At 51.5% G+C, this 16,492-nt stretch carries 17 protein-coding genes; 14 read left to right on the top strand and 3 right to left on the bottom strand.

Annotated elements, in window-relative coordinates; translation table 11 throughout:
* The first annotated feature begins 14 nt into the window (after positions 1 to 14).
* The 9 genes from R50912_RS36515 to yajC all read left to right on the top strand — a co-directional run bounded on the left by R50912_RS36515 (position 15) and on the right by yajC (position 8,427).
* Positions 15 to 158, top strand: coding sequence for a serpin family protein (locus R50912_RS36515; protein WP_340783289.1), 144 nt, complete (start codon positions 15 to 17; stop codon positions 156 to 158).
* Positions 159 to 260: 102 nt separating this feature from the next.
* Complete coding sequence (locus R50912_RS25455; protein WP_197072978.1) at positions 261 to 1,007, top strand: BofC C-terminal domain-containing protein; 747 nt, start codon at positions 261 to 263, stop codon at positions 1,005 to 1,007.
* 224 nt (positions 1,008 to 1,231) lie between these two features.
* The gene (ruvC, locus tag R50912_RS25450; RefSeq protein ID WP_039294456.1) at positions 1,232 to 1,735 is read left to right on the top strand and encodes a crossover junction endodeoxyribonuclease RuvC; all 504 of its coding nucleotides are present in this window, start codon (positions 1,232 to 1,234) and stop codon (positions 1,733 to 1,735) included.
* On the top strand, positions 1,732 to 2,355 hold the full coding sequence (gene ruvA, locus R50912_RS25445) for a Holliday junction branch migration protein RuvA (protein WP_042238736.1): 624 nt from the start codon (positions 1,732 to 1,734) through the stop codon (positions 2,353 to 2,355). The genes ruvC and ruvA overlap by 4 nt, the downstream gene beginning before the upstream one ends.
* Before the next feature lie 26 nt (positions 2,356 to 2,381).
* Complete coding sequence (gene ruvB, locus R50912_RS25440; RefSeq protein ID WP_039294462.1) at positions 2,382 to 3,389, top strand: Holliday junction branch migration DNA helicase RuvB; 1,008 nt, start codon at positions 2,382 to 2,384, stop codon at positions 3,387 to 3,389.
* Positions 3,390 to 3,767: 378 nt separating this feature from the next.
* Entirely contained in the window at positions 3,768 to 5,870 is a 2,103-nt protein-coding gene (locus R50912_RS25435) for a SpoIID/LytB domain-containing protein (protein ID WP_042238735.1), read from the top strand.
* 10 nt (positions 5,871 to 5,880) lie between these two features.
* The gene (gene queA, locus R50912_RS25430) at positions 5,881 to 6,909 is read left to right on the top strand and encodes a tRNA preQ1(34) S-adenosylmethionine ribosyltransferase-isomerase QueA (protein WP_042238733.1); all 1,029 of its coding nucleotides are present in this window, start codon (positions 5,881 to 5,883) and stop codon (positions 6,907 to 6,909) included.
* 21 nt (positions 6,910 to 6,930) lie between these two features.
* Positions 6,931 to 8,067, top strand: a complete 1,137-nt coding sequence (gene tgt / locus R50912_RS25425) for a tRNA guanosine(34) transglycosylase Tgt (RefSeq protein WP_042139546.1) — start codon at positions 6,931 to 6,933, stop codon at positions 8,065 to 8,067.
* Between the two features lie 45 nt (positions 8,068 to 8,112).
* Positions 8,113 to 8,427 carry a preprotein translocase subunit YajC gene (yajC, locus tag R50912_RS25420; protein WP_042238731.1) on the top strand — a complete coding sequence of 105 codons (315 nt, stop codon included), beginning with the start codon at positions 8,113 to 8,115 and terminating at the stop codon, positions 8,425 to 8,427.
* Positions 8,428 to 8,513: 86 nt separating this feature from the next.
* On the opposite strand, the gene R50912_RS25415 is transcribed toward yajC, so the two are convergent.
* Positions 8,514 to 9,362, bottom strand: a complete 849-nt coding sequence (locus R50912_RS25415; RefSeq protein ID WP_231637711.1) for a phosphatase PAP2 family protein — start codon at positions 9,360 to 9,362, stop codon at positions 8,514 to 8,516.
* A 90-nt stretch (positions 9,363 to 9,452) separates the two neighbouring features.
* Entirely contained in the window at positions 9,453 to 9,845 is a 393-nt protein-coding gene (locus tag R50912_RS25410) for a TIGR04086 family membrane protein (protein ID WP_042238727.1), read from the bottom strand.
* A gap of 317 nt (positions 9,846 to 10,162) precedes the next feature.
* On the opposite strand from R50912_RS25410, the gene R50912_RS25405 reads away from it, so the two are divergent.
* Positions 10,163 to 10,954, top strand: a complete 792-nt coding sequence (locus R50912_RS25405; protein ID WP_042238725.1) for a YetF domain-containing protein — start codon at positions 10,163 to 10,165, stop codon at positions 10,952 to 10,954.
* Between the two features lie 11 nt (positions 10,955 to 10,965).
* Here the strand turns inward: R50912_RS25405 and spoVB are convergent, their stop codons facing one another.
* On the bottom strand, positions 10,966 to 12,567 hold the full coding sequence (gene spoVB, locus R50912_RS25400) for a stage V sporulation protein B (protein WP_042238723.1): 1,602 nt from the start codon (positions 12,565 to 12,567) through the stop codon (positions 10,966 to 10,968).
* A gap of 211 nt (positions 12,568 to 12,778) precedes the next feature.
* Here spoVB and R50912_RS25395 point away from each other — a divergent pair, with 211 nt between their 5' ends.
* From R50912_RS25395 to R50912_RS25380, 4 genes are all read left to right on the top strand, one after another.
* Positions 12,779 to 13,030 carry a post-transcriptional regulator gene (locus R50912_RS25395; protein WP_042238721.1) on the top strand — a complete coding sequence of 84 codons (252 nt, stop codon included), beginning with the start codon at positions 12,779 to 12,781 and terminating at the stop codon, positions 13,028 to 13,030.
* 232 nt (positions 13,031 to 13,262) lie between these two features.
* Entirely contained in the window at positions 13,263 to 14,516 is a 1,254-nt protein-coding gene (gene secD / locus R50912_RS25390) for a protein translocase subunit SecD (protein WP_039294486.1), read from the top strand.
* Positions 14,506 to 15,408 carry a protein translocase subunit SecF gene (gene secF, locus R50912_RS25385; protein ID WP_042238718.1) on the top strand — a complete coding sequence of 301 codons (903 nt, stop codon included), beginning with the start codon at positions 14,506 to 14,508 and terminating at the stop codon, positions 15,406 to 15,408. Before secD ends, secF begins: the two co-directional genes overlap by 11 nt.
* Before the next feature lie 120 nt (positions 15,409 to 15,528).
* On the top strand, positions 15,529 to 16,491 hold the full coding sequence (locus R50912_RS25380; protein ID WP_042238716.1) for a cation diffusion facilitator family transporter: 963 nt from the start codon (positions 15,529 to 15,531) through the stop codon (positions 16,489 to 16,491).
* The last annotated feature ends 1 nt before the right edge of the window (position 16,492 follow it).

Genomic DNA, 16,492 nt, shown 5'->3' with positions numbered 1-16,492 from the left:
AATCAGCTGGTAATTTGCAACTTTTCCCAATTGGGGCTCCTGCTGATACGCCTTTTCAAATGACGGTCAACCGGGCGTTTTTGTTCATGATCAAGGAGGTGCAGACTCAGGTGGTCCTGTTCCTCGGAGCCATTGAGAATCCGCTGGACACAGATTAATTCCGCTTGGAATGAATTTCAAGCAAATACGCATAAATGCTCCCTTCACAGGTCACAATAGGGAAAAACCAGAATGAAGGGATTAACGTGAATGCTTTTCGCTTGAAAAAACAACTGTGGCGGCGGTGGAGACGTTGGAAAAAGGCTCCCTGGGTGGGGGCTGCATGCATTGCGCTTACGCTGTTGGCCTGGCGTGGCATGAAGGTTCCGGAAGAGATCAGTCTGCTGTTGGAGCATACGGCCTGGACATTGCCTGGAACATTAAGCGGAACAGAGGAGCAGAACCGGGAACCCGGCAGCAGTATTCCGGCTGTGGCAGCCGTTTATAACCATACAGGGATTGAAGCAGAAGATGAAGCTGCTGTGATGGACAGCAAAGAGCTGCTTGAAGCAGTCAGCCGGGATGCGGTCAGCAGAACGGTGCACCTGAAGATAATTTATGTAGCCGGTGAAGAGGTTCAGACATTGCCCGGCAAGCAGACACCGGCCCAGCTGAAGATGATGATCGGACAGCATTCCGATTGGAACGGCTGGCTCAGCAGGGAAGGCGACTTGTGGCTGGAGCAGAGAGTCAATGATCTGTCGCCGCTCACCAAAAAAGAGGCCTACTTCGGAGTGGATGAGCAGGGGAATCTGACGCTGTTCAAAGGACCGCCGACGTCGGAAAAGGTGATGAAGACCTTCTTTCAGCTGGATATGGGCTCAATGAAATCCTCTTTACCGGAGGGGATCTGGGAGCAGCTTCATCAGGGCATCCGGGTACAAGACATGGAGGAGTACAACAGTGTACTGTCTACCTTCAGCGACTATGCGCGGGACTCGGCGGAACAGGTGATGCATGCGGAATGAAGTGAAGGACATAACTGTTTGAAGACTCGTGGGCAGGAGGCTCACGGGTTTTTTTGTTTGAAATAGCCGCTTGATTTTAATTTCCCCTGGACAAAGATTTTGTCTCCCCGGGGATTTTTTTTTGCTATAATGGGTAGAAGGAATACATATGTTCGCTTTAGGGCGGATTCATGGATGAACCAGCAGGGGGTATTCTACCCTGGCATAGAGGAGAGAGAAGGATCTTGCGCATCTTAGGGATTGATCCGGGTCTGGCGATTGTCGGCTTTGGTTTTGTAGATAAGGTTGGAAACAAATTGACTCCGGTCCAGTACGGCTGCATCCAGACTGAGGCACATACTCCGGAAGAAGAACGTCTGCTGCATGTCTATGAAGGCATGGTGCAGCTGATTGACAAATATAAACCGGATGCGGTTGCGGTAGAGAAGCTATTCTTCAGCCGCAATGTGACAACGGCCCTGCCGGTGGCGCAGGCGCGCGGAGTGCTGATTCTGGCGGCCGTGCAGCGCGGGCTGCCGGTGGCGGAGTACACCCCTATGATGGTGAAGCAGGCAGTAGTAGGGTACGGCAAGGCGGAGAAGAAACAGGTTCAGGAGATGGTCAAGCTGCTTCTTAAGCTGTCGGCTGTACCGAAGCCCGATGATGTGGCGGATGCACTGGCGGTGGCGGTATGCCACGCCCATTCCGTGAGTCTTAATTCCAAATTAAATGAGGTATTGCGAAAATGATAGATTTCCTAAGAGGACCGGTTGTACATTTGGAGTCAGAATATGTAGTACTGGATGTTCAAGGCGTAGGATACCGGGTCTTCTGCCCGAATCCGTATGCTTTTGCCAAGGTGGAGGGTCCGGTGACCATCTTCATTCATTATCAGACCCGTGAGGATGCGACGCTGCTGTTCGGATTCCCGACCCGTGAGGAGCAGAAGCTGTTCCGCAAGCTGATCGAGGTGTCAGGCATCGGCCCGCGTGTGGCGCTGGGCATTCTGACCGGCGGAACGCCGGATCAGCTGATCTCGGCGATCTATCAGGAGAACATCACCTTCCTGACGAAGCTGCCGGGCATCGGCAAGAAGACGGCGCAGCGGATGATTCTGGATCTGAAGGACAAGCTGGACGGCTTCGGCGGAGCTGCCCTGCAGACCGGGCTGTTCGCAGTGGCGGCTGAGGCCCAGGCTAAGGTGGAGGCCCTTCCATGGGAAGAGGCTCGTGACGGCCTGAAGGCACTGGGTTATACCGATGCAGAGCTGGACCGCGTGTGGCTGAAGATGAAGCAGGAAGGTACGGATACCGGACCGGTTGACGTGCTGATGAAGAAGGCGTTGGGGCTGTTGTATATTGCCAAATAGGTCCCTGAAGAACGGAGTGAGGAATAATGGATGACCGGATTATATCAGCAAATCTGATGATGGACGAGCAGGCGGTTGAATTAAGTCTGCGGCCCCGTTATCTGGGTGAATATATCGGCCAGAACCAGGTGAAAGAAAACCTGAAAATATATATTGAAGCAGCCAAGATGCGCAGCGAAGCGCTGGATCATGTCTTGCTGTACGGGCCTCCGGGTCTCGGCAAAACAACGTTGGCGAATATTATTGCCAATGAGCTGGGTGTGAATCTGCGGACCACTTCCGGCCCGGCAATTGAGCGGCCGGGCGATCTGGCCGCGCTGCTGACCAACCTCCAGGAAGGCGATGTGCTGTTTATTGATGAGATCCACCGTCTGCACCGCACGGTGGAAGAGGTCATGTATCCGGCGATGGAGGATTTCGCGCTGGATATTATGATCGGCAAAGGCCCGAGTGCCCGTTCAGTGCGGCTGGACCTGCCGCCCTTCACGCTCATTGGAGCGACGACACGCGCGGGGCTGCTATCCGCTCCGCTGCGCGACCGCTTCGGCGTAGTCAGCCGGCTGGAGTACTACACGATCGATGAGCTGAGCTTCATAGTAGCCCGTAACGCCGAGCTGCTCAGCATCGAGATTCTGGGCGATGCTGCGGAAGAGATTGCCCTGCGGGCCCGTGGGACTCCGCGGATTGCCAACCGTCTCCTGAAGCGGGTGCGCGATTATGCGCAGGTCCGCGGCGACGGTATTATTACGCCGGAGATTGCCGCTGAATCGCTGAAGATGCTTCAGGTAGATCCGCGCGGACTGGACAGCATCGACCACAAGATGCTGCAGTCGATGATCAGCTCCTTCCGCGGCGGACCGGTCGGGCTCGATACCATCGCTGCTACGATAGGAGAAGAGAGCCAGACTATTGAGGACGTATACGAACCCTATCTGCTGCAGATCGGTTTCCTGCAGCGCACGCCGCGCGGGCGCATAGTGACCCCGGCCGCCTATCATCATCTGGGACTCCCGCTCCCTCCGCAGCAGAACTGATGCTGCCCATAATACAACATTTTTCGTATGTTCCCGGCTATATTCCCGAATTGTTGTATAAAAGGCAGCATTCCTTCTCCTCCAAGCGGTTTGGCGGGACAAATCTTGTATTTCATACAACAATCTGTCCCAACCGCCAGATATCTAGGGGATCAAGTTGCAATACGTACAACAATTAAGCCTATACAGGTGAGAAACTTAAGAATTTGAATGCTCTTTGCAATGGATTAGATGCGAGAAGTTGAATAAACCACTCGTCACATAAGTGCATTCTAAAGTTCGTTTTATATAACACAATTAAGAGTATGCTTCCCAAGCGGGTTTGGAACGAAGCCTAGTCAGGCAGCAGATACTCTCAAAATTTTTAGGAGGCCTACAATGAATCTTGCCAGGTGGAAAGAAACAGGGTTAGGGCTGCTGGGCCGCGGAGTATTGGCCGCATCACTGGTAGCAGGCAGCCTTCTGACCTTTGCGGGTACCACTCACGCCGATACCGGCGGGGCGATCCGGGTTGCACTGTATGCCGATATTGGCAGCAAATATAAATCTACCGTACCGCTGGTCACACTGCAGTCCGATTTGGGCTTCAGCCTGCTCTCGCAGGCCGGAACACCTCTGCTGTCGGTTCCTCCCCAGAACAAAGTACGTGTCAGTCTGGACGGCTACCGGGTGAAGGTGCTGGAAACGCCAACCTGGCAGGTGGCAGCGGATGCAGCCAAGAAGCTGCAGGCTACCTCCGATAAACCCCAGCTGTTTATGGCATCACGGGGCGGAGCCAAGGTGTATCAGCTCTACACTGGAAGCTATGCCAGTGTAGCTGCCGCCCAATCGGGGCTGACCTCCGTGATGAAAGCCGGAGTAAGCCTTCCGGAAGGACAGACACCGGCGGTTGCCGGGACCAAACATCTGTCCGCAGGTTCCTACGCGACGCTGGAGGAAGCGCAGGCGGTTGTCGGCAGCCTTACTGCTGCCGGGTTCGATGCCTGGCCGGTATTCGTGTCCGGAGAAGGCGGCAGTGCACGGACTGAAGTTTGGGTAGGCGAAGCGGCGAACGACAGCGATCTTGCAACAGTCTCTGCTGCGGCAGCTGGATTGCTCCCGCAGCTTGTTCTGTCGCCGGTGGCGGCAGGTACAGCGGGACTAATTATCCGGATGGACGCAGGACTTGATTTCAGCAGTGAAGTGCAGGCCTTTCATTATCTGTTATCCGGAAGCGACGCGAAGTTCACAGCCGCCGGCAATGAGAAGGGGATTCTGCTTACGGAGAGATCCAAGCGTACTTACCGCGGCAATCTGGAGCTGGGCAATCTGAACGGTTCATTGTCTGTAATCAACGTAGTGCCGCTGGAGCAATATCTGTATGCGGTTGTCGGCGGAGAAGTTTCATCCGGCTGGCCGCAAGAGGCGCTCAAAGCCCAGGCCGTTGCGGCGCGCAGCTATGCGCTGGCCCAGGGCAACCGCTTCGATGTAGCCAATGTTGTCGATACCACGCTGAGCCAGGTGTATAACGGCATAGGCGCTGAGGCTCCAGTCATTACCAAGGCAGTGGATGCTACCGCAGGCGAAGTGCTGATGAGCGGCGGCAAAATAGTAGAAGCCGTGTTCTCCTCCAACGGCGGCGGCGTTACCGCAGACCCGTCTGAGGTGTGGAACAACGGCGGCGATACCTTCGTCAGTGTAGTCAGCAGCGAGGATGCTGCGGCAGTTGCTTCATCTAAAAAGTGGTATTATGTGCTGCTGAACAGCGGTATTTCCGGATATGCCCGTGAAGACAATATCAAATTAACCGGGAACACAACGGCAGCCGGACTTCCGCTGGCTACGGCAACCACCAAGGATGTGAATATCCGGCCTTTGCCTATTATTGATAACAGTGCCAATCCGGCAGGCAAGCTGAATCCCGGCGATACCGCAGTAGTGCTGGGCCAGGTCTACGAATCCGGCAGCTACAGCTGGATCAAAGGGCCGTATACCTCGGCAGAGCTGCTCAAAAGCCTGTCCGGCAAAACAAGCAACGCTCTTCCGTCTTCCATAACCAGTCTCCAGGTGACTAAGCGCGGCCCTTCGGGGAGAGCGGTGGAAGTCAAGGCTAACGGCCAAATTCTGCAGGTGAAATACCCGGATCTGTTCCGTTCTTCCTTTGGCGGATTGCCCAGTACTTTGTTTGATATTGTCCCGGCAGGCAGTTATACTGTACTAGGCGCTGACGGCACTACAGCCACTATAGGCAGTGTGGCAAGCGCCGGAGTGCTCTCTGCAACCGGCAAAGTAACTGCAAATGGCAGCGGAACCGTAGTCATGGGTGCTGATCAATCTTCCAGAGTGGTCACCAGCAGTCCAGGATTCTATTTCATCGGCTGGGGCAACGGGCACGGCCTGGGCATGTCCCAATGGGGCGTAAAAGGCATGGCGGATAGCGGGTATGATTATCGTCAAATATTGCAACACTATTTTAATAACGTTACTATAGTTAAGGAATGAAGATCCCATCATGAATGTAGATAATTATGATTTTAATTTGCCGGAGGAACTGATTGCCCAGACTCCGCTTGCTGACCGCAGCTCTTCCAGACTGCTGCTCGTAAACAAGGAGAATGGTCAACTGGAACACGGGCATTTCACAGATATACTGCAGCAATTCCGTCCGGGAGATACATTGGTGTTGAATGATACGAGAGTTATTCCGGCCAGACTGTTCGGTGTCAAGGAAGATACCGGGGCGAAGGCAGAGGTTCTGCTGCTGAAGAATCTCGGTGAAGACCGCTGGGAAGCGCTGGTTAAGCCCGGCAAAAAGCTGAAGACCGGAGCGGTGATTATCTTCAGCGAAGAGCTTAGCGCCGTAATAGAGGACCAAGCGGATATGGGCGGCCGGACGCTGCGCTTTATCTATCAGGGAATCTTCCAGGAAATACTGGACAGGCTCGGATCGATGCCGCTTCCTCCGTACATTAAGGAAACTCTGGATGACCGCGAACGTTATCAGACCGTCTACGCGCGGCACGAAGGGTCGGCGGCTGCGCCGACGGCGGGGCTGCACTTCACCCAAGAGCTGCTGGAGCAGATTGCAGCGGCCGGCGTGAATATCGCTTATATTACCCTGCATGTAGGTCTTGGCACATTCCGTCCGATGTCGGTAGAAACCGTGGAAGAACATGTGATGCATGCCGAATATTACGAATTATCCCAAGAGACGGCAGAGATGCTGAACTCCGCGAGAGCCAGAGGCGGAAGAATTATAGCTGTCGGCACAACCTCCTGCCGGACCCTTGAGACGGCCGGGAGACAAGCGGCGGGCGGACCGCTGAAGGCATCAAGCGGCTGGACGGATATTTTCATCTATCCCGGCTACGAATTCACTGTCGTCAATGCATTGATTACCAATTTCCATCTGCCAAAGTCAACTTTGGTCATGCTGGTGAGCGCTTTGGCCGGTCGGGAGCATATTCTCGCCGCCTACGAAGAAGCGATTAAGCAGCAGTACCGGTTCTTCAGCTTTGGCGATGCAATGTTCATTTATTAAGCAAGAGGAAGGGTTAAACCTATGGCAGCAATCACTTATGAACACATTAAGACCTGCAAGCAGTCCGGAGCACGGCTTGGAAGAGTGCATACTCCACACGGAATTATTGAAACACCGACCTTCATGCCGGTAGGCACACAAGCCACCGTCAAAACAATGAGCCCCGAAGAGCTTAAGCAAATGAATGCGCAGATTATTCTGAGTAATACCTACCATTTGTTCCTTCGCCCGGGCCATGAGATCATCGGCGAAGCCGGCGGTCTGCACAAATTCATGAACTGGGACCGGCCCATCCTGACTGACAGCGGCGGCTTCCAGGTATTCTCTCTGAGCGACATGCGTAAGATTACCGAAGAAGGCGTTCATTTCCGCTCCCATTTAAACGGGGACAAGAAGTTTCTCTCGCCGGAAGTAGCGATGGAAGTTCAGAATGCACTCGGTTCCGATATTATGATGGCCTTCGATGAATGCCCGCCTTATCCGGCAGAATATGAATACGTCAAAAAGTCACTTGAACGCACCACCCGCTGGGCAGAAAGATGCCTCAAGAGCCATGCACGTCCTAATGATCAGGGGCTGTTCGCAATCGTACAGGGGGGCATGCATGAGGATCTGCGCCGTCAGAGCGCGGCAGATTTGACTTCCATGGATTTCCCGGGGTATGCTATTGGAGGGCTCAGCGTCGGAGAGTCCAAGCAGCTAATGTATGAAGTGCTGGATTATACAGTTCCACTGCTGCCGCAAGGGAAACCGCGCTATTTAATGGGCGTAGGTTCACCGGATGCGCTGCTGGAAGGGTCAATCCGCGGAATAGACATGTTCGATTGTGTTCTGCCTACCCGTATTGCCCGCAATGGAACGACGATGACCAGTCAGGGAAGACTCGTTGTACGCAACGCGCAGTATGCCCGTGATTTCGGGCCGCTTGATCCGGAGTGTGATTGCTACACCTGCCGGAATTATTCCCGCGCTTATTTGCGCCATCTGATCAAAGCCGACGAAACCTTCGGCTTGCGGTTAACGACATACCATAATTTACACTTCCTGCTGGAATTGATGCGTAAAGTGCGTGAAGCCATCATGGAAGATCGGCTGCTTGATTTTCGCGATGAGTTTTTTGCACAATACGGATTATATGATAATCTAAAAGGCTTCTAAAAGTACTGAGTGATATGTTAAATTTTTTGGAAAGGGGGGAATGATATGTCACATTTTCAACTGGCAGCAGCTTCAGGCGGCGGAGGCAATATTCTTGGCCTGGTAGGTCCATTTGTACTTATGTTTGTTGTCTTCTACTTCCTGCTGATTCGTCCGCAGCAGAAGAAAACCAAAGCACGTAACGGAATGCTCAAGTCTTTGAAAAAAGGCGATAAGGTAGTTACTATCGGCGGTCTTCACGGAACAATTATGGAGATTTCTGATGACATCGTTGTATTGCGGGTTAATGACGTGACCCGATTGACCTTTGACCGGGGTTCGATCAGTCACTCTGTCGTGGAAGTAGAAGACAAAGATTGATTTGTCTGCATTAAATTACATAAAAACCGGCGTCTCTCGTGAGAGAAACGCCGGTTTTTTTACATTATACAGTTCAAAGGTTGATATTATCGCACATCCGTTGCCCGGCTTCGTACTCTCAGCCGTTCTTCCCCGCTACGAAGGGTAAATTTGGCAAGCTGCACTGCGACAGTTGTGGACAGAACGGCTAGCAAAGTGCCGCCGAGCATATCGGTCAGCCAGTGGATACCGAGATAGAATATTCCGAAGACGATAGCAACGGCCGAGATTGTACTAATCACCATCCAGCGGCGGTTGCCGGAACGGTAGGCCAGCAGCGCCATGGATACGGAAATGGCAGTATGCAGGCTAGGGAAGCAGTTGTTAAGGCCCGATAGCGGCCGGTACTCCTCTTCAAACTTCGGAAAAACATCCAGCATGGTAAATCGCACCCCTGCGGGCAGATAGGACCACACTTCATTTACCGGGAAATACAGATAGAATGGAATAGCAACGGCATAGGTTATCATGATCGTGTAGCAGGTCGCATAGAGCATCACGCGGTTCTTAGCCAGCAGATAGATACCGAGCGAGGCGGCAAGCACTGCTTGCAGCATGAAGATATAGAAGAAGACGATAATTGGGGTCAGCCAAGGCGTATAGAACAGCTCTTGCACATGTCTGACAAAGTGGCCTTCAAGACCAAAGACAAAGGCAGTGTAATCCGAAGTCAGGTGCATCTTCTGCTCGATCTGCAGCTCATATTTATTCACAGCAAGCACGCTGAACATTCCTATAATAATCAGAGTGAATTTATAGGACCGCAGGAGCTCTCTACCGATTTCAACTAGGGCCATTAGCGGATTGCGCCGGGCGCCGATCCAAATCAAAACCACTACAATGGCAACGGTGTATACAACTACAAGATTCATGGACTGGTAAAGCAAAGCATTCAAAGCCTCCTTGATAAATCCCTCATATGAAGTCAGATGCATTTAGTGTAACATATTTTCAAGGATAGGTTTCAAATTTCGAAATTATATTAATTAGGATTTTTGTAAATTAACCCCAAATATTCCCCCGAGTGCACCAATGCCTGCTGCAGCCAGTACCCAAAGGAAATCAATCCCTGCCGGTGCGCTGTCCAGAGCCAGGAATCCGATCAGCAGAACAATCAATCCATAGAATGCGCCGGTCAGTGCTCCTTGATACCAGCCTTTGCTTGTAGCTCTGCCGCCTGCGGTCAAGCCTCCGAAAGCGGCAGCTATGCCGTGTACAATATAGGTATACATGGTAAGATCCTGTTCCTGCAGTCCGCTGCCCCAGAGCAGCAGGGAGAGAACGAATGCGCCCAGCAGCATCCACAGGAACGACCGGCATAAACCCGACAATACAGGACTAGATATTTTCCATGAGAATAGACGCCTAATTAACGACATGGTAAAACCTCCTAAAAGTTTGTTTGCGTTACTTCCTGGACGGACTCCTTACAAACGGGCTTGGAAAGCATACGCTAAGTTTGTTTGCGATACTTTCGGGCTGGGCTTTGAAAAAGTGTCCTGCCTGAGCTGGTACTAATCATTGTATGGGAAGGCTTGCCCCAATAGTACAAGAATGGCAGACTGGACTTTTACCAGTAATTAATCAGCAGGCCTCCGAATGTTCCCTTGGCAGGCAGGTCAGAATAGGGGTACATTAATCCACCCGTTACGGCTCTCAGCTGCCGGGTGAGAAGCGGAAGGGGAGCGAAGAGAATATGTTCCAGCATATTACTACCCACATCTTTCTGACCGTGCTGATGTATATCTTCATTTTCCTAAGTATGCGGATCATGGGCAAACGGGAAATCGGTAAGCTGTCGGTTTTTGATCTCACGATTTCCATTATGATTGCCGAGATTGCTGTTTTTGTGATTGAAGATATCGAGCGTCCCATCTATGACGGGTTCGTGCCCATGGCGACCCTGGTATTGATTCAGGTATTGGTTGCACAGCTCAGTCTGAAGAGCCGGAAGCTCCGCCTGCTGGTGGACGGCAAGCCGAGTATTCTAATCTCGGATGGTAAGCTGCACCGGGGCGAGATGCGTAAACAGAGATATAATATAGATGATCTTCTGCTGCAGCTCCGGGGGCAGAACATCGACAGTCCGGCAGATGTGGAGTTCGCCATTCTTGAAACCAGCGGGCAGCTTACTGTAATTGAGAAGAACAAAGGAGTATCCTCGTCCAACCAAACAGGCAACAGCAGCTCAAGCGCTGAGCAGAAAGAACAGAACAGCGGAGACCCGCAAAGCTCCCGCAGTTCAGATAAATCTGACAGCTCCAGTACGGTTAAGCTTCCTAAGCATAAAATCCGCTACGAAGGTCTCCCGATTCCGCTGATTATGGACGGAAAGGTGCAGGACGACAATTTGGAGATGATCGGCAAGAACCGCTTCTGGCTTAGAACCCAGATCCGCCAGAAGGGTGTCTCCGATTTCCGTGATGTCTTTCTATGCTCGATTGATCATAAAGGGCAGATTTATATTGACCCGATCAGCCCCCGATAAGGAAGTGAGGTCTAGTTCCGCCAGCGTCTGAAGAAGGGCACACGCTCCAGATCACGCCTGGAAATCAGGCCCGATAACAGGCAAATGCTAAAGTATACGCCCATCCCGCAGGCAGCGGCAGCCAGAAACTGTATCCACTGTGAGTAGGAGATTTGAACTGAGGTATAGACGTAAGACATTCCGGCAGCCATGATGATCGTAGCCGCTATAATTTTGACCGGATCCGACCATCTTAAGGACATGGCTGTCAGCCGGATAACACTGTATCCATGCAGTATAGTCACGAGGAGGCTATTGACAATAATGGCGATGATGGCTCCTTGAATCCCGTATTCCGGCCTGGAGGCGAGCAGCAGAATCAGCAAAATTTTGACGACCGCACCAATCAGTGTATTAATCAGTGCCTTGCCGGGGCGGTCCATTGCCTGAAGTGCAGCCTGCAGCGGGGCCTGGACATAGAGGAATAATGCGAACGGTGCCATCATCCTCAGCATAGGTGCCGTATCCGCTGCATTGCCGTACATCAGTGTACATAAAGGTACGGCAAGAACGTACATAACAGCAGCAAACGGAGCGCCTGTTACCATAGCCAGCCGCAGAGCCTGATGCATTCTTTTATGAATCGTGGGCAGGTCATTTCGGGCAGCTGCCTCGGATAAGGAAGGGACGAGGGAAACGGCCAGCGAGGAGCTGAGCACACCCGGCAGCAGCAGCAGCGGGATAACCATTCCCTGCAGAGAACCGTATTGTGCAGTTGCGGCTGCGGCGGCTATTCCGGCAAGCGCCAGGCTGCGCACGGTAATAATGGATTCCAGCAGATACGAGAAGGAGCCGATCAGGCGTCCGGCGGTTACAGGTACAGAGATGGCGACCAGCCGCTTAAACACACCCCCGGGTGGTCTCTGCGGTTCATCTCCGGACTCTGCAGAACTACCCGGAACAGCCGTGCCGGCAGGAGGCGGAGCCTCATTCTTGTCCTTTTTGACGATATAATAATATTGCAGCAGCAGGGCCAGCATTCCGCCTATTTCACCTACAGTAACGCCCAGCATCGCACCTGCCGCCGCAAAAGCAATTCCTTTTGGGAGCAGCAACCAGGAAAACCAAAGCATGAAGAAGATCCGGATGACTGATTCCAGCACAGAGGAGAACGCCGAGGGAAGCATATTCTGCCTGCCCTGGAAATATCCGCGGTAGATGGACGAAACGGCCACGATTGCAATCATTGGAGTCATGCTGACAAAGGTGTAATATACCCGCTGGTCGGTCAGAATAACGCTTGATACCCAAGAGGCGCTGAGCAGAGCTACAATGGTGAAAAAAATTCCTAGTGTCAGACTGATTGCCAGGCCCGTATGCAGGATTTTGCGGGACTGCTCCGGCCGGTTCTCTCCTTCTGCTTCAGCAACCATTTTGGCAATTGCCAGCGGCAGCCCGCCGGTAATGACGGTTACCAATACGATAAAGAACGGATATCCAAGCTGATATAGTCCTACTCCTTCGGCGCCGATGATTCGCGGCAAAGCAATCCGGGGAATAAAACCAAGCATCCGGTTAATGATGCCTGCAAATAACAGGATTAATGTTCCTTGTATAAAGGTCTGTTTCCTCAAAGGGCACTCCTTCTTCCCAAATTAGATGAAAACTTCCGGTGAATTTGTTCCTCTCCCAAGCAGGCTTGTATAAGGATATGCTGCTACAGGTCAACTCCATGACAAGCTTTCCATATGACAAGTTTTTGGCCGAAAGAAGGAAAGAGTGGCAGAGGGGGCGAATATTAATCTCTGAGCATACGTAACGGGGAATCTTTGGAGGTGTCAACACGTGGAATCGGAACAATGGAGATATGACGAGCTTAGTGAAGAAATCGAAGCCATGTGCATCAGCAAAGCGGAGGAATTCCGGCTCCTCGGCTATGAATATGTAACCGGTAAGGATATTTGGGATTGCGTCAGCCGTAATTATGTTAAGGAAGGAAGACCTCCTCTGCATAAACTGGTCAATGATATTTATTCGCTGAAATCGGGCAGTTACATGAATTATCTGACCATTGCAGCCTACCGGGGGTTGAACTGACGGCCTAATTTGCCCAAAAGGAACGATTTTCTTTTGCAAACGGCTACAGGAAGCAGTAAAGTAAGAGAAGAGTAATTCAACAGTTCCTATTCAAACGGATGGTTTGCGCCCAGAAGCAGAACCGGCCGTTTCTTTGTGTGGATCCGGCACCGTCATTCCTCTTGAATTGACGGTGATTTCGCACGTAGCTATAATAGGAATATTGAGTAATGAAAGGGGAACTAGCTAGAGCATGAAGAGAATGTTGAGCTTTATCATCACCGTGGTCGTTCTAACCGGCGTCATGGGATTTACAACTCCCGGGCTGCTGGACAAGGTCCGTCTAGGTCTTGACCTGAAGGGCGGATTTGAGATTCTGTACCACGCCGAGCCCATGGATACGGGAGGAACCCTGACCCGTGCTTCGCTGCAAAAAACAGCGGAGAGCCTGGAGAAACGGGCGAATGCACTCGGAACAAGCGAGCCTGAGGTTACAACCGAAGGTACGGACCGCATCCGTCTGAAGATTGCGGGCGTTACTGACGAAGCCGAGGTCCGCAAAAAAATGAAAGAACCTGCAGTTCTAACCTTCCGCAGTGCCGCTGATGGTGATGCACCCGGAGTCTTCAGCAAGATTGAACTGGTAGGCAGTGATTTTGTTGAAGGCGCGGCAGACGTGCAACGCGATAACCTCAACCGTCCGGAGATCAGCATCTCTATTAAGGACAAAGATAAATTTGCGGAAATTACTGAACGTCTCCTGGGTAAGCAACTCGCCATTTATCTGGATGAGACATTATTGTCCGAGCCTCCTTATGTTAGGGCAGTCCTGACCGATGGTAAAGCTTCCATATCAGGGGGATATACACTGGATGAGGCCCGTGAGATTGCAGATACGATCAATCTCGGTGCATTGCCGCTGAAGCTTACGGAGAAATATTCCCAGAGCGTAGGGGCAACACTTGGTAAACAGTCTCTTGACCAAACGGTTAAAGCAGGTATTGTGGGTTCCCTGATCATTCTGGTCTTCATGATGTTTATGTATCGTCTTCCGGGTGTACTGGCCAGCTTCGCGCTGATTCTTCATACCTGGCTGTTGATTCTGGTGTTCGTTATAGCTGATTTCACCTTGACCCTTCCCGGTATTGCCGCGTTCATTCTCGGTATAGGGATGGCGGTCGATGCCAATATCATTACCAATGAACGGATTAGGGAAGAAATGCGCAGCGGTAAGAGTATTTTGTCTTCCGTCAAAGCAGGTAACAAAACTTCATTCCGTACCGTTATGGACGCGAATGTCACTACGATCATTGTAGCGGCTGTCATGTTCGCCTTCGGTACAGGTGCGGTTAAAGGCTTCGCGCTGATTCTGATCGTGGAAATTGTACTTAGTATTGTAACAAACCTTTATTTTGCCCACTGGCTGCTGACAGTGCTGGTTAAAGCCGGCGCACTCAAAAAGCCGAAGCAATTTGGGGTAAAGGAGAGTGACATCAGTGCGCTTTAAGAAAGAGCTTGATTTCGTACATTTAAGTAAATTTTTCTATATTTTCTCCATCGCCCTTACTGTGGCGGGTCTGGTCTTTCTGGCAACCTTCGGCCTGAATTACAGCGTTGATTTCAAGGCCGGGTCCAACGTGGACGTGGCTCTCTCCAAGAGCATGACGCTGGCTCAGCTGCAGCCGGCGTTGGATGAAGCTGGAATTGGTCATGATCCTACAATTACCGTCGGGGATAAACGGGTTAATATCCGCTACGATGAAGAACTGGATGATACTCAGAGTGAAACCCTGAAAACGGCAATCAACAAGATTGACGATCAGGCATCTTTCGAAGTCAACACAGTAGATACAGAGATGGCTAAGGAATTGGCCCGCAATGCGATCTATTCTGTGCTTCTGTCCAGTATCGGGATTATTATTTATGTCAGTATCCGCTTTGAATGGCGGTTTGCGCTGGCTTCCATCGTGGCGCTGCTCCATGATGCCTTTATGGTTGTAGCGATCTTCTCCATCTTCCGTCTGGAGGTAGACCTGACCTTCATTGTTGCGGTGCTGACCATTATCGGTTATTCCATTAATGATACGATCGTTATCTTCGACCGGATCCGCGAGAACCTGCGGTTCGGTAAACAGAAGTCGTATGAGGATCTTAAGTCCCTGGTCAATAAGAGTGTGTCCCAGACCCTCATGCGCTCACTGTATACAGCCTTTACGGTATTTATTGCCGCATTCTTCCTGCTGATTATGGGCGGAGAGTCGATCAAAATGTTCTCACTTGCCATGGTAATCGGTTTGCTCTTCGGAGCCTATTCTTCGATCTTTATTGCAAGCCCGCTCTGGCTGCTGCTCAAGAAACGCCAGAAGACACCGGTAAAGAGCAACCCGGCCAAAGCCTAAAACTTAAGTTTCCCGGAAAGCCGTGTCACAAGCGACGCGGCTTTTCGGAATCTTTGGATCAGCATCTTAGCTGGTTTCATCATCATGAGATTACTTGCTAGTGGTAAGGAGGGCCTCGTTATGAATGACAAACAATTAGCTGCAAAAGACACCGTTGTCTGGACCGGAATCCTCAGTGATGTTGGGCTGGCTCTGGCCAAAGGCGCCTTCGGTTATCTTTCAGGCAGCAAAGCATTGATGGGGGATGCCATCTATTCCGGAGCAGATGCCGCCGCCAAACTGGCAGGGGTTATTCCGTGGAATTCGAAGCAGAGTCACAAGTATGCAGGATCATCGGGCAGCCGGGCCGGTCAACGAAATAAAGAGCCGATGGCGGCCATTCTTTTTTCTGTGCTTATTCTTATGGGCGGGCTGCAGATTGCTTTCTCGGCCATTCGTGATTTAACCCGAGGACATTTATCGGCACCTGGGCAGTCGGCACTTGTAACCGTCTTGATTTGCATTGTGTTCAAAGAGGCTATCTTTCAATATCAATACCGTTATTATAAAAAAAAGAACGATGGCAGTCATGCCGCGTATGCGGATACCCACCGTTTCAGTCTATATACTTCCATAACCGTATTTATTGGTATTGCTCTGGCCATGACGGGCGGGTATTTCAATTGGCATCCAATGCTTTATATGGACCCGATTGCCGCACTGCTGACCGGATGTCTGGTTATCCGCAAAGGCTATTCTCTAATTACTTCCTCTGTCTACAGCAAAAAGATTCAGGAGCTTCCTTCCGAGGAAGCCGCCAGCTTCATTGAGACCGTCCAGCGTGTGCATGGAGTCATCCGGGTGGAGCAGCTTAAGGCAATGGAGGAAGGCAGTTATGTGAATCTTCATGTCACGATCAGCGTAAATCCGCGGATTAGCGTGCTGGAAGCTCAGGATATCTCGGAATGCGCCCGGAAGCTGCTGCAGCACCGGTTCGTTCATGTTGGCGAGGTTCAAATGGATGTTGTGCCGTATGACCCGGGTTATCCCTATAAAAGCAACCATGAGCTCGTGGATAATGATATTCCCACGCTGCTTCAGTAGT

Source organism: Paenibacillus sp. FSL R5-0912 (genome assembly GCF_000758605.1).
In the GTDB taxonomy this organism is placed as follows: domain Bacteria; phylum Bacillota; class Bacilli; order Paenibacillales; family Paenibacillaceae; genus Paenibacillus_AQ.
The sequence above is the reverse complement of the archived record's forward strand: the minus strand, read 5'-3'. Positions and strand labels throughout refer to the sequence as shown.